Origin of the sequence: Ornithinimicrobium carbonis (assembly GCF_050703245.1) — a bacterium.
In the GTDB taxonomy this organism is placed as follows: Bacteria; Actinomycetota; Actinomycetes; order Actinomycetales; family Dermatophilaceae; genus Ornithinicoccus.
The window spans coordinates 2,457,744-2,470,916 of sequence record NZ_CP192647.1 but is presented as its reverse complement, the minus strand read 5'-3'; the positions used below and the strand labels follow the sequence as shown (position 1 = coordinate 2,470,916).

The 13,173-nt window shown below is 71.2% G+C and carries 11 protein-coding genes, 1 tRNA gene and 3 pseudogenes; 3 read left to right on the top strand and 12 right to left on the bottom strand.

Annotated features, from left to right (window positions below; genetic code table 11):
- Nucleotides 1-89: 89 nt before the first annotated feature.
- Nucleotides 90-395 carry a DF family (seleno)protein gene (locus tag ACQ95T_RS12335; protein WP_431473830.1) on the bottom strand — a complete coding sequence of 102 codons (306 nt, stop codon included), beginning with the start codon at nucleotides 393-395 and terminating at the stop codon, nucleotides 90-92.
- Between the two features lie 158 nt (nucleotides 396-553).
- Here ACQ95T_RS12335 and mobF point away from each other — a divergent pair.
- The 3 genes and pseudogenes from mobF to ACQ95T_RS12320 all read left to right on the top strand — a co-directional run.
- Nucleotides 554-1,402: pseudogene (gene mobF / locus ACQ95T_RS12330) on the top strand (MobF family relaxase); the annotation flags it as partial.
- Nucleotides 1,339-2,730 (top strand): annotated as a pseudogene (locus ACQ95T_RS12325) (AAA family ATPase); the annotation flags it as partial. The pseudogenes mobF and ACQ95T_RS12325, both read left to right, overlap by 64 nt.
- A gap of 559 nt (nucleotides 2,731-3,289) precedes the next feature.
- Complete coding sequence (locus ACQ95T_RS12320; RefSeq protein ID WP_425944294.1) at nucleotides 3,290-4,369, top strand: hypothetical protein; 1,080 nt, start codon at nucleotides 3,290-3,292, stop codon at nucleotides 4,367-4,369.
- 61 nt (nucleotides 4,370-4,430) lie between these two features.
- Here ACQ95T_RS12320 and ACQ95T_RS12315 read toward each other — a convergent pair whose 3' ends face one another.
- The 11 genes and pseudogenes from ACQ95T_RS12315 to ACQ95T_RS12265 all read right to left on the bottom strand — a co-directional run bounded on the left by ACQ95T_RS12315 (nucleotide 4,431) and on the right by ACQ95T_RS12265 (nucleotide 13,049).
- Nucleotides 4,431-4,769 carry a type II toxin-antitoxin system PemK/MazF family toxin gene (locus ACQ95T_RS12315; protein WP_075957820.1) on the bottom strand — a complete coding sequence of 113 codons (339 nt, stop codon included), beginning with the start codon at nucleotides 4,767-4,769 and terminating at the stop codon, nucleotides 4,431-4,433.
- Complete coding sequence (locus ACQ95T_RS12310; RefSeq protein WP_075957819.1) at nucleotides 4,753-4,950, bottom strand: hypothetical protein; 198 nt, start codon at nucleotides 4,948-4,950, stop codon at nucleotides 4,753-4,755. Before ACQ95T_RS12310 ends, ACQ95T_RS12315 begins: the two co-directional genes overlap by 17 nt.
- A gap of 116 nt (nucleotides 4,951-5,066) precedes the next feature.
- The gene (locus tag ACQ95T_RS12305; RefSeq protein ID WP_431472971.1) at nucleotides 5,067-5,666 is read right to left on the bottom strand and encodes a hypothetical protein; all 600 of its coding nucleotides are present in this window, start codon (nucleotides 5,664-5,666) and stop codon (nucleotides 5,067-5,069) included.
- A gap of 671 nt (nucleotides 5,667-6,337) precedes the next feature.
- Nucleotides 6,338-7,573, bottom strand: a complete 1,236-nt coding sequence (locus tag ACQ95T_RS12300; protein ID WP_425944290.1) for a tyrosine-type recombinase/integrase — start codon at nucleotides 7,571-7,573, stop codon at nucleotides 6,338-6,340.
- 214 nt (nucleotides 7,574-7,787) lie between these two features.
- Nucleotides 7,788-8,729 (bottom strand): amino acid ABC transporter permease, encoded by a 942-nt coding sequence (locus ACQ95T_RS12295; protein WP_425944288.1) that lies wholly within the window; start codon nucleotides 8,727-8,729, stop codon nucleotides 7,788-7,790.
- Nucleotides 8,726-9,406, bottom strand: coding sequence for an amino acid ABC transporter permease (locus tag ACQ95T_RS12290; protein WP_425944286.1), 681 nt, complete (start codon nucleotides 9,404-9,406; stop codon nucleotides 8,726-8,728). Before ACQ95T_RS12290 ends, ACQ95T_RS12295 begins: the two co-directional genes overlap by 4 nt.
- 92 nt (nucleotides 9,407-9,498) lie before the next feature.
- Entirely contained in the window at nucleotides 9,499-10,416 is a 918-nt protein-coding gene (locus tag ACQ95T_RS12285; RefSeq protein ID WP_425944284.1) for a glutamate ABC transporter substrate-binding protein, read from the bottom strand.
- 12 nt (nucleotides 10,417-10,428) lie between these two features.
- A pseudogene (locus ACQ95T_RS12280) lies at nucleotides 10,429-11,201 on the bottom strand (amino acid ABC transporter ATP-binding protein).
- 77 nt (nucleotides 11,202-11,278) lie between these two features.
- Nucleotides 11,279-11,352 (bottom strand) — tRNA-Ile (locus ACQ95T_RS12275).
- An 81-nt stretch (nucleotides 11,353-11,433) separates the two neighbouring features.
- Nucleotides 11,434-11,856: a CBS domain-containing protein gene (locus tag ACQ95T_RS12270; protein WP_425944280.1), complete on the bottom strand. Its 423-nt coding sequence runs from the start codon at nucleotides 11,854-11,856 to the stop codon at nucleotides 11,434-11,436.
- Nucleotides 11,857-12,035: 179 nt separating this feature from the next.
- Complete coding sequence (locus ACQ95T_RS12265) at nucleotides 12,036-13,049, bottom strand: C40 family peptidase (RefSeq protein ID WP_425944278.1); 1,014 nt, start codon at nucleotides 13,047-13,049, stop codon at nucleotides 12,036-12,038.
- Between the last annotated feature and the right edge of the window lie 124 nt (nucleotides 13,050-13,173).

Sequence of the window (13,173 nt, the reverse complement as noted above, 5' to 3'; positions counted from 1 at the left end):
CAACACCGCGACCCGGTGGGCCGCCCTGGCCTCCCGCGGATGGAGCACCTACCCGCGCAACGCGACACCCACCTGCGCCGTGCTGATCCCTACGAAGCTGATGCTTCCGAGAGCGCTGCGACGAGCTGCTGCACGGTCGGCGACCCGGCCACCCCTTCCGGTGTGCGGTACAACCGGCACGACAACGCCACCGGCGCTGCTGGTTCAGCGAACGGATCCACACCATCGATCAGCACCGACGGCGAGCCCAGGAACCCGTAGGACTCCGCCTTCTCCGGCGTGTCCACCACCACGCGCTCCACCTCGACCGGCTCCCCGTGTACCTCGAGCGCCTCGCGCAGACGCGCCTGCGCCAGCTCCCAGTGCGGGCACCCGTCGAAGTAGAGGAATTGCACCTTCACCCGTTCATCCTGCCCCAGCTGCGCGTAGCGGAGGCCGGCGGGGTGTCCGCGATGCCGGTACCGAGGGGCTATAAGGACACGTTCCAATAGGGCTGTCCACCAGTACTCCGTGGCCACTCGCCAGCTGGCTGCGGCCTTGGGGTGCGTGCGTGATGACGCTGCACAAGCTGTCGGCGGGGTCGGGGTATGAGTACCTCACCCGGCAGGTCGCGGCGGGGGACGACGCCGGGATCGGTCGCCGCGGTCTGGAGGACTACTACGCGGCCAAGGGTGAGTCGCCCGGTCGCTGGGCCGGCTCCGGCCTGGTCGGGATCGACGGGCTCTGCGCCGGCGACCCGGTCACCTCGGAGCAGATGGCGAACCTGTTCGGCGCCGGCCGTCACCCGTTGACCGGTGTGGCGCTGGGTGCGCCCTACCGGGTCTACGACAGCGACGGGGGAGGGTTCGACGCCGAGGTCGCCCGCCGGCTGGACGCACGTGCTGACGACTCGACCGAGCCGGCGGAGCAGCTGGAGCAGGTCGCCGCAGCGCGCAGCGAGGTGGCGCGGGAGTTCTTCGTCCGCGAGCAGGGGAGGGAGCCGCGTGATGCCCGGGAGCTGGCTTCGGCGGTGGCTCGGTACTCGCGGCCGCAGCGGACCGCCGTGGCCGGGTATGACCTGACGTTCAGCCCGGTGAAGTCGGTGTCGACACTGTGGGCCATCGCCCCGCCCGAGATCGCCCAGGCGATGGCGGAAGCGCACGACGCCGCGGTGCAGGACGCGCTTGCCTTCCTCGAGCGGCAGGTGCTGTACACGCGAGAGGGTAAGAACGGGGCACGCCAGGTCGAGACCAGGGGCCTGATCGCGGCGGCCTTCACCCACCGGGACTCTCGCGACGGCGACCCCGACCTGCATACCCACGTCGCGGTCGCCAACAAGGTGCAGACGCTCGAGGGCAAGTGGCTCTCGATCTACGGGCGGGTGCTGCACCAGCATGTCGTCGCCGCGTCGGAGGCCTACAACACTGCCGTCGAGGCTCACCTGCGTGCTGCCCTGGGTGTCCGTTTCGTCGAGCGGCCGGGCGGGGGACCGGCGACAGGCGGCCGGTCCGTGAGGTCGAGGGGGTCGACCGCGCGCTGTGCGAGCTGTGGTCCCGGCGCCGGGGTGACATCACCGCCCGGCAGGAGGTGCTGTCCCGGGAGTTCCTGGAGGCGCACGGGCGTCCGCCGACACCGGTGGAGCAGATCGCCCTGGCTCAGCGGGCCAACCTGGAGACCCGGGCGGCCAAGCACGAGCCGCGATCCCTGACGGCGCAGCGCGAGACGTGGTGGGCGGAGGCGGCCGGGGTCCTCGGGGTGGAGGGTATCCAGCAGATGGTGGCGACCGTGCAGGGCCAGGCAGGGCGCCCTCTGCAGGAGGTCACCGACGAGTGGGTCGGCGAGGCGGCGCAGAGGGTGGTCGCCGAGGTCGAGGCGCGGCGGGCCACCTGGCAGGTCTGGCACCTGCAGGCCGAGGCCCAACGTCAGGTCCGTGGCCTGGACCTGCACCCGAGCATGGTCGCCGGCGTCGTGGGGCGGGTCGTCGACGCGGCGACGGTGGCGCGCTCGGTCAACCTCACCCCGGACCTGGATCCCATCGGCGAGCCGGACGGCTTGCGGCGACGCGACGGCACCAGCGTGTACCGCCACACCGGCAGCGACCACTACACCAGCCTTCGGGTCCTTCAGGCTGAGCAGCGGATCACCGCGGCCGCCGGCCGGAGCGATGGTGCTGCGCTCGCCCGTGAGGACGCTCAGCTCGCAGTCCTCGAGTCCTCCCTGCACGGGACGAGCCTCAACCGCGGGCAGGCGGACCTGGTCCTGGCGCTGGCCTGCAGTGGTCGCCGGGTGCAGCTCGTGCTGGCCCCGGCCGGGTCGGGCAAGACCACCGCCGTGCGGGTCCTCGCCGACGCCTGGCGCGGCCACGTCGGTCCAGTGATCGGACTCGCCCCGTCGGCGGCCGCCGCCACCGTGCTCGCCGAGGCGACCGGCGTACCGTCCGAGACCTTGGCCAAGCTCGTCCACGACCTCGACCACGAGCGCCCCTCCCAGCTGGACGAGGCAATCGGCCCGGACACCCTCGTGGTCGTCGACGAGGCGGGTATGGCGGACACGCTCACCCTGGACCGGGTGATCAGCCACGTCCTGGCCCGGGGCGCCTGCGTCCGTCTCATCGGCGACGACCAGCAGCTCGCCGCCGTCGGCGCCGGCGGAGCGCTGCGCGACATCGCCACCGCCCACGGCGCCGTACGCCTCGATGAGGTGGTCCGGTTCGCCGACCCCGCCGAGGCACAGGCGTCCCTGGCGTTGCGGGCCGGCGACGCCTCCGCACTCGGGTTCTACCTGGACCGGACCCGGGTGCACGTCGGGGACCTCGCCACCACCGTCGACGCCGTCTTCGACGCCTGGTCCCGGGACCGCGCCGGCGGGCGGGACAGCCTCATGCTCGCACCCACCGGCGAGCTCGTCACCAGCCTCAACACCCGCGCCCGGGCCGCGCGCCTGGGGAGCAGCGCCCCCGGTCGCGAGGTGGCCCTGGCCGACGGCACGCACGCCTCCGCCGGGGACGTGGTGATCACCCGGCGCAACGACCGACGGCTGGGCGTCGGCAGGTGCGACTGGGTCAAGAACGGTGACCGGTGGACCGTCACCGCCGTCGACGGACCCACCGTGAGCGTCCGTCACCTCAGCTCCGGACTCCGGACTCCGGACGCCGGTCGGCTACGTCGCCCAGCATGTCGAGCTCGGGTACGCCTCGACCGTCCACACGGCCCAGGGGATCACCACCGACACTGTCCACGGCATCGTCACCGGCCAGGAGTCTCGGCAGCTGCTCTACACCATGCTCACCCGCGGCCGGAACAAGAACCACGTGCACGTGGTGTCGGCCGCCGACCCCGACGGGCACACCCTGCCGCTGGTCGAGACGAGCAGCCCGGCCACGGCGACCGAGGTCCTGCAGGGCGTGCTGGCACGTGACGGTGCCGCGGTCTCGGCGACCACGGAGAGGGCACGAGCGGCCGACCCGGCGGCGCTGCTTCACGACGCAGCAGAAAGGTACGAGGACGGTGTCCTGGCCGGCGCCGAGAGGCTCCTCGGCCCCGGCTGGGGCGATCACCTGGAGTCTGCCGCCGAGGCTCTGGTCCCGGGTCTGCCCCACGCACCGGCCTGGCCCAGCCTGCGGGCCCACCTGATGCTCATCCAGGCCGACGGCCGCGACGCCGTCGGAGCCCTCACGGAAGGGTCCACCTACCGGGGGCTCGGCGACGCCGACGACCCTGCCGCCGTCCTGCTCTCACGTCTGGACCGCGCACCGGCAGGCGGCCCGCTCCCATGGCTGCCCGGCATCCCCAAGCGGGTGGGCGCCGATCCCGTCTGGGCCGGCTACCTCACCGCCCGAGCCGAACGGGTGCAGTCGCTGGCCGCCCAGGTGCGCCAGGGAAGCACTGCCGGCCAGCGGTGGGCGGCGCCCCTCGCGCCCCACATCAGTCCTGACCTCCTCGCCGATCTCACCGTGTGGCGGGCCGCCAGAGGCGTCAATCACACCGACTCGCGCCCGGTCGGACCGTTGGACGGCGGGGGAGCGGCCGGCCGGTACGCACGCGGCCTCGCCTGCAGGGTCACCGGTCAGCTGCCCGACGCGCTGCGGCACTGGGAGCATCTGATCGTCGAGCACGTCGGACACCGGGACTGGTTCACCCCGCAGCTGGCGCAGCGGCTGGACCGGCTGCACCGTGCCGGCGTCGACGTACCCGACCGGCTGGAGCAGGCGACGGCCCGGGGCCCGCTACCGGACGACGAGGCGACCTCGGCACTGTGGTTCCGCATGATCGACCCCCAGCAACAGGCCGCACTGCCCTCCCGCCGGACCGAGCCGAAACGGGTGCGGATGCGGCCAGAGGATTGCAGTCCTGCCCCCTCCGGTCCCGCCCCTTACGGTCCCAGCCGCTGAGCCACGGATGCCGGTGGGGTTGCTGAAGGTGACCCGACCGGAAGCCGTCCCGCGCGGCCAGTCACAGGTCCATGAGCAACGCAAGCGTCTCGCGGACCTCGCCGAGGACGACCGGGCCCACATTTCCCGTGCGTTCGTGAATGCGCGTCGTGGCGACGGAGCGCACATGCTGGCACTGCGCCGACGAGGGCGCCACCAGCCGGTTGCCCTCGTCGGGATCGATGACCACCTCGGTGCTGCTGTGACGCAGCGTCCGGGTCAGGGGGACGACCTGGACGACGTTCGGTTCCCCCCGCAAGACCCGATAGGCGGTCACCACGATGGCCGGGCGCCGAAGTCCCGCCTCGCTGCCCGAGGGCATCCCGAGATCGAGCTCGACGACGTCACCCGGCGTCAGCATCCAGCCACGCGCTCTCCTCGGCCGTGAGATCAGCCGCCAGGTCGCGCCCCATCGCGTCCTGACGCAGCGCCCGGATCGCGTTGCTCACGGTCTCGTCGATCGTCTCGTGGCGCTCGGCCGCGAGCCGAGTCACCCGTGCGTGCGTGTCCCGACTGATACGGATCGTCGTCGTCTCACCCATGAGACCAGCGTAGCCCGGTGTAGACGGATCCGTCTACAGCCGTGGACGGACCAGCGCTTAGCGCAGCGCGTCGCAGAGACTTGGCCGCCCCCGTACTTGCTGACGCCGGAGGTGGGTTACGGTGTCGACCGGCGGAACGCCTGGAGGCCGGCGACGGCCCCGGCTGCCCGGCGACGGACCGTGCGTGCCGACGCTGCGTAGTCCTCGGCGACGAGCTCGGCCACCGACGGGGTCATCAGGCCGCCCCGGCCCCGTCGCGCGGGTACGTTGAGCCGGGCCGCCTCCCTCGCCACGTCCAGGAGCAGGGCTCGGTCCTCGCGGGTCAGAGCGCCCGTGGCGGCAGCGTCCTCGAGAAGCTCAGCCAGCTCGCGCTCGGGGTCCGGCCCGGTGTCGAGGTCGGGCGCCTCCGGGACCGTCCCCATCGGGACCGCTGATGCCCAGACGCGGTCGCGGCGCAGCGCCGCGTCACCGACACCGAGGTCGGCCATCACCTCGCGCCGGGTCCGGGCCAGCAGCGTGGCTGCAACGCGTCGCGGCGGGTCGCCGCGGTAGGACCGAACTGTCAACCACAGCTGTCCGGCGACCAGAGCGTCGATGTCGGGGGAGAGGTCGGCCAGCTGCCTAGCCAGGTTCACCGCTCCCGGGACCAGGAGCCACGTGATCACCGAGACCGCTCCCACGTCGTGCTCGGCCGTGCGGGCGAGTGCCGCCAGCACCGCATCCCTCCCTTCCGGTGCCGTCTGCCCCAGCCGGCGCGGCAGGTCGAGCAGGTCCGAGACGACCAACAGCCCCGGTTCGGTCCGGCCCCAGTCATGCCAGTGGTCCCGCGCCCACCGCATGGGCGGTCGCTCGTGGGTGTCCACCCCAAGACAGATCGCTAAGCTCATCGTCGTCTCCTTCCACACCGCGTCGATGTGGCCCAGACGATGACGTGAGTGCGCTCCCGGTTACGTCTCCGGAAGCGTCCCCCCTGCACTCACGCCCGCGCCCCTGACGGCGTCGTCCCGTGGGTTGCTGGGCATGCCCGCGTGGCTCTGATGCGGGCGTTTGCGCAGGTCGCGGTGCGTCCCCCCAACGTCCCTAGCAACGTCTCTCCCTGGGCGGGGGCGCGTCTCTGGTCCTCTGTCAGGCAGCCGTCGCCTGAGCGCCCTGTCGAGCATCGCCGCAGGTCAGGGCCACGTCTCTGGGAAAGTCGGGGACGTCTCTGGGAAAGTCGGTTACGTCCCTGGAAAAGTTGGCTACGTCCCTCGCAAAGTTGATGGCGGCGAGGTGGTGCGGGGTGACGTCCAGCCCGCAGGGCTGGCCGCCCGAGCCACCAGGACTTAAGCCGGGGCCCAGTTGACCGGCCGATACCCAAGCGTGCGCAGCTCGTACCGGTCCGTTCCCGTCATCGTGTGCCCGCGGTCCCGAAGTCGACGGCTGCGAACGCAGCCGCGGTGAGCTCGTCCATCCGGCTCTGTGTCGCTCTCACGTAGCGCTCGGCCGCTTGGGTCGAGCTGTCCCCGAGGAACACCTTGACCTCGTCGATGTGCGCCCCGCGCTGGGCCATCCGCGTGGCGCCGGTCGCACGCAGATCGTGAAACCTGATGGGGCGACCCACCGCCTCGCGGACAGCGAGCCAGCCGCCTGAAGCCTTCCGGAACGTCGTCTCGGACAGCCAACCGCCATCGGGGGCAGGGAAGAGAAGCCCGTCCCTGCCCGTGCCGCACGATCGCAGGTGTTCGGTGACAGCGTCGACGACGGCGACGGGCATCCGCTGGTCGCGTGCTCCCGCCTTGCTCTTGGGGCCCTTCTCGTAGCGACGACCACCTGGGCCGGTGCCGACGGCGCGGTTGACCCGCACGACGGGCGGTGTCGCCCGCAGGTCGATGTCGGACTGGCGGAGCGCGATGATCTCGCCGAACCGCAGCCCGCAACCGAGGGCGAGCGCGACCATCGCCCGCCACTCTGGCCGGATGGTCGACATGATCAGCCGCAGGTCCTGGTCGTCGATCACTTCGGTCCGGACGCGGGAGCGCCCGCCGATGGAGCCGGCACCGTCGATCTTGAATGGGTTTACGGCTCCCGCAAGCACGCCGTCTGCGGCCGTCGCCGTCCGCATGATGGCCGAGCCGAGGGCGTAGCACTCGCGCGTCGTCTTCGGCTTGTCGTGGGGGAGCACGTCCTCGTACCAGCGGAGCACGACCGTCGGGGTGATCTGGTCGAGGGGGAGGTGCCCGAGGGTTGGTAGGAGGTACTTGTCGAGCCAGATCCGGTAGCCGCGACGGGTTGACTCCTGCAGGGGGCCGTTCTTGGTTCGGCGCGTGCGGAGCCAGACGGCGGAGTACTCGCCGAACGTGACGACGGCCTCTCGCTCGGCCCGCGCTCGCTCGGCCTCGGCGAGCTCGGCGAGGGTGACCCACGTCGCCCCGTCGGCGTTGAGGCGCCGCTCCTCGTCGCGGAGCCAGTCCCCGGCAGCCTCCTTGCCGTAGGTGGTGGGTTCAAAGGTGTGGGGTGCCGTGACCGTCTGGCCCCCGCGTCCGGAGGGGTGCCCGAGCGGGACCGTGAAGCGCGCCTGCCAGCGTCCAGACCGCATCCGCGTCACCTGCCCGAAGCGCCGGCGGGGCGATCTTGCATCGTTCATGCATCGGATCGTACGGCAAAAAGTGTCCTCTGATGGGCCTTCGGCGGACAGTTGGAGTCGCAGCAGTGCGGCTGTTTATGCAGGTCAGGGGCACGTATGTCCGGTTGTGTCTACGCAGGTCCAACAATCCTGCATGTTGGTTCGAGTCCAACCGGGGGAGCGGGAACCACGAGGGCCCGGCACCGATGGTGCCGGGCCCTCGTGCCGTCACGGGTCAGTAGCCGTCCTCGGCCGTTCCCGAGGTCGCCCCGGTCCCGATCGTGCCGTGCATGCCCACGCCGGCGGCCACGCCTGCGGCGTCGCCCATGGTGGCACTTCCGGGCGCGGCCTTGGCGGCGCTGCGCGAGCGGCGACGCTGCCGGTCCTCGATGGCCTCGGCGACCCGGCCCAGCCCGTAGTTGATGATGATGAACAGGGCTGCCGCGACCAGGTAGGCCGGCACGACGTTCGCCTCGGCCGACCCCAGCTGACGGGCCCGGGTCAGCAGCTCGGGGTAGAGGATGATGTAGCCCAGGGCCGTGTCCTTGACGATGACGATGATCTGGCTGACCAGGGTGGGCAGCATGGCCGTCAGCGCCTGGGGGATGAGGATGATCCGCCGCGTCTGCGAGGAGCTCAGACCGATCGACAGCCCGGCCTCCCGCTGCCCGTTGGGCAGCGAGCCCACCCCGTTGCGGATGACCTCGCACAGCACCGAGGAGTTGTAGAGCACCAGGCCGGTCACCGTGGCGATGAACGGGTTGAGCTCGTCGGGGAACCAGCCCTGGCGGGACAGGAAGAAGAACGTGAAGATCATCATGATCAGCACGGGCACGGCCCGGAAGAACTCCACGAAGACAGTGGTCACCCACCGCAGGGGCGCGAGGTCGGACATCCGGCCCATCGCCAGGACGAGGGCCAGCGACATCGAGATGACGATCGCGGCCAGGGCGGCGCGGGCCGTGTCCCAGAAGCCCGGGAAGTAGTAGTTCTTCCAGGTCTCCCACTCCAGGAACGGCATCCACTTGTCGGCCGTGAGCTGCCCACGGTCCCACATCCGCCATCCGATCCAGCCGAGCACCCCGAGCACGATGAGCGTGCCCACCAGCGCCATGATGCGGTAGAGCCGGACCGCCCGGGGACCGGGGGCGTCGAAGAGGACCTGCTGCGCGCTCATCGCCGCACCACCAGCTTCTGGGAGAAGTAGCTCACGGCCAGTCCGGTGGGAAGGGTGAGGATGACGAAGCCGACCGCGATGAGGAAGAAGTTCAGCAGGATGACGTCGGGCCGGAACTCGATCATGTTCCGCAGGGCGTAGGCCGCCTCGGCCACCCCGATCGCCACGGCGACCGTGGTGTTCTTGATCAGGGCGATGAGGACGTTGCCCAGCGGGGTGATCGCTCCCCTGAAGGCCTGGGGGAGGATGATGTGGCGCAGGTTCTGGGAGAACGTCAGCCCGATCGAGCGGGCCGCCTCGGCCTGGCCCACCGGGATCGTGTTGACCCCGCTGCGGATGGCCTCGGTGACGAACGCGGCGTGGTAGAAGGAGAGCCCGATGACGGCCAGCCGGAAGTTCAGGTCGGCGATGAAGGTGTCCGAGGTGCGCGAGGCGGGCTCGATCCCGAGCTGGCCCCACAGCCCCAGGCTGCAGAAGATGATGATGAGGGTCAGCGGGGTGTTGCGCAGCAGGGTCACGTAGGCGGCGCCGGCCCGCTGCAGCACACCCACGGGCGAGAGCCTCATGATGGCCACGATCGTGCCGATGATCAGGGCGAAGAGCGAGGACCACAGGGCCAGTCGGATGGTCATCCAGAAGGCTGCCAGGACGTTGAAGTCGTTGATCAGCTCGAGCATCGGGATCCTTCAGCGGGGCGACGGGGCCCGGCCGGCACACCCGCAGGGCGGTGCCTGGGGTGTGCCGGCCGGGATGGGCGTGCTGGGCGGCCTCAGCCGCAGTGTCCGCCGATCTCCGCCGGCGGGTTCAGGTCCGGGTTGGCCGTGTAGTCGGCGGCACCGAGGTTGTCCTCGATGATGCCCTCCATCGTGCCGTCCTCCCAGAAGCCCTGGAGGATCTCGTTGATCTCCTCGCAGCGCTCGGAGTCCTTGTTCAGGCCGACGCCGTAGTTCTCCTCGCTGAAGGGAGCACCCACGACCCGCAGCTGGCCTGCGTACTGGTCCTGGGCGGCATACCCCGCCAGGATGGTGTCGTCGGTGGTGAGGGCGTCGATGGTGCCGTTGGCCAGCTGCTCGACGCACTCGGAGTAGGTGCCGTACTCCTGCAGCTGGACGCCGGGCACCTCCTCCTGCACGTTCGTGGCCGAGGTCGAGCCGGTGACCGAGCAGAGCAGCTTGCCGTCCAGGTCGTCAACACCCTCGATGTCGCTGTCCGACGTGACGAGGAGGTCCTGCCCGGCGACGAAGTACGGCCCGGCGAACTGGACCTCCTCCTTGCGCGCGTCGGTGATCGAGTAGGTCGCGAAGATCATGTCGACCTGGTTGGTGGTGAGGAGGTTCTCGCGCTGAGGCGTGGGTGCCTCGCGCCAGGTGATGTCCTCCTCGGCGACGCCGAGGGCCTCGGCGACAGCGATGGCGACGTCGACGTCCATGCCGGAGTACTCGTCACCCTCCTGCAGTCCGAGACCGGGCTGGTCGAACTTGATGCCGATGGTCAGGCCCTCGCCCGAACCCCCGGCGGCTGCGTCCTCGGTGTCACCGGCGTCGTCGGCGGCGGCGTCGTCGGCGGTGTCCTCGGCGGCGGTGCCGCCGTCAGCGGCGTCGTCGGTGTCGTCGCCGCCGCAGGCGCTGAGCACCAGGGCCGAGGCCGCCAGGACTGCGGCGATGCGGAAGGGGGAGTGCTGCTTCACGGTGGTTCTCCTTCAGTGGGTGAGGATCTTGCCGAGGAAGTCCTTGGCACGGGCTGACTGGGGGTTGGTGAAGAACTCCTCGGGGGTGTTCTCCTCGACGATCGCGCCGTCGGACATGAACACCACGCGGTCCGCGGCCTTGCGGGCGAAACCCATCTCGTGGGTGACCACGATCATGGTCATGCCGCTCTTGGCCAGGGAGATCATCACGTCGAGAACCTCGTTGATCATCTCGGGGTCCAGGGCCGAGGTCGGCTCGTCGAAGAGCATCACCCGGGGCTCCATCGCCAGGGAGCGCGCGATGGCCACCCGCTGCTGCTGGCCGCCGGAGAGCTGGGCGGGGTACTTCTTGGCCTGGTGGGCCACGCCGACCCGTTCGAGCAGCGCCATCGCGTGCTTCTCGGCGTCCTTGGGCTTCATGCCCCGGACCCTGATGGGACCCAGCGTCACGTTCTCCAGGATCGTCTTGTGCGAGAACAGGTTGAACGACTGGAACACCATGCCGACGTCGGCGCGCAGCCGGGCCAGGGCCTTGCCCTCCTGCGGGAGGTCCTGACCGTCGATGGTGATGCTGCCCGACTCGTAGGTCTCCAGGCGGTTGATGGTGCGGCACAGCGTGGACTTGCCCGACCCGGAGGGCCGATGACCACGACGACCTCGCCCTCGTGCACGGTGAGGTCGATGTCCTGGAGCACGTGCAGGTCGCCGAAGTGCTTGTTGACGTTCTCCAGGACGACCAGCGGCGCGGCGGTCGCGCGGTCGGCCGGGGACGGCGTGTCGGTCATGACGGGCACACTAACGGCATCTGACCTGCAGCGTCAGCGGTTGTGCGGACAGTGTCACCGAGTTGTGACCTTGGGGGTGGGCCAGGTCGGGCTTGAACCGACGACCGACGGATTATGAGTCCGCTGCTCTGACCGGCTGAGCTACTGGCCCGGAGGAACGATCCTAACGGCCGGGGGAGGTGCCCCGGGACGGGCCCTGGAGGCGCGGGCCTGGAGCTCGGGCCTGGAGGCGTCAGCGCCGCAGGTAGTCCTCGAGCATGTCGCGCTCGGCCTCCAGCGCGTCGAGCCTGGCCTTGACCACGTCGCCGATGGACACGATGCCGCGCAGCCGGCCGCCCTCCACGACGGGCAGGTGGCGCAGTCGCTGCTCGGTCATCGTCGTGGCCAGCTGGACCAGGTCGTCCCCGGAGGTGCACGTGTGCACCTCGGCCGTCATGAGGTCGGAGAGGGGGGAGTGGGTTCCGCTGCCGCCCCGCAGGTGGTGAACGACGTCCCGCTCGGAGACGATGCCGACGACACCCCCGTCCTCGTCCACGACCACGACGGCACCGATCCGGTGCTCGTCGAGGGTCTCCAGCAGCTGGGTCACGGTCGCCGTCGGCGGGAGGGTCACCACCGACGCGCCCTTCTTCTTGATCAGGTCGGAGACGCGCATGTTCGACGTTAGCACGCGGCGTCGCCCGGCCGCCCGGTCGGAAGTCGCCCGGCCGCCCGGTCGGAAGTCGCCCGGCCGCCCGGTCGGAACCGGCCCGGCCGCCCGGTCGGAACCGCCCCGGACGCACGACGACCCCGACCGGTCACCGGTCGGGGTCGTCGGGGGGTGCGTGGGGCGGGTCAGCCGATCCGGCCGTACCAGATGTTGCTGGAGACGAGCGGGCCGTAGCGCACGCCCGAACCGGGGTTCAGGGCCTCGTAGGTCATGCCGTTACCGGCGTAGATGCCCACGTGGTAGAAGTCGTTGTAGAAGACCAGGTCGCCCGGCTGCGGGTTGGAGACCGGGGTCACCGCGGCCTTCTGGCCGGCGACCGTCCGCGGGATGTTGATCCCCGCCTGCTGGAACACGTACCACGTGTAGGACGAGCAGTCGAAGGAGTAGGGCGGGGTGCCCAGCAGCACGTACGGGTACCCGACGTAGGCGGCGGCCACGGACAGCACGGACCCGCCGACCGGGGCGGGAGCCGCCTGCTGGACGGGCTGGGTCGCGACCGGCTCGGGAGCGGCCTGCTGGGCCGGAGCGGCCTGCTGGGCCGGAGCGGCCTGCTGGGCCGGAGCGGCCTGCTGGGCCGGAGCGGCCTGCGTCTGCTGGACGGGAGCAGGCTCGGGCTGCGGAGCGGCCTGCTCCTGGGGCGCGGCGACCGGCTCCTCGGCGGCGGGGGCTGCCGGCTGGGGAACGGCATCCTCGGCGGCCGGCTCCTGGGTCTCCTGCACGGGGGCGGCGTCCTCGGGAGCGGGCTCGACGTCGGCGGTCTCGACCTCCAGCGTGCTGGCCGAGAAGCCCGACCCGTCCAGGAGGGTGCTGACCGTGGCCGCGTCCTCGGGGGCCTCCCGCGCCTCGCTGCGGTCGGCCGCGCCCTGGTCGCGCAGCTCGGAGAGCGATGAGCTGCGCAGGCTCGCGAGCTGGGCGGCCTCCTCGGAGGGGTCCACCGGGGCCTGGGCGTCGCGCACGGCGCCGGTCAGGTCGTCGGTGAGGGCCGCGGTGACGTCGTCCTGGGCGGCGCCCGGGTCCTGCTTGAGGGTGACGGCACCCGCGGTGGCGACCGTGCCGGCCACCAGACCGCCGATCATCAGGGCGGCGGCGCTGCTGCGCGGCGCGGTGCTGGAGAGTCGGTGCTTGCCGGTGAACTTCATAGAACCTCCGGGGGCGTGCTGGACGCACGACCTCGTTGTGCGGGGCGCGCAGGCACAGGGAAGACCTGGGCGCCATGGTCAGGGCGGGGCGAACCGAAGATCGGGGGGACAGGTGCGCCTGAAT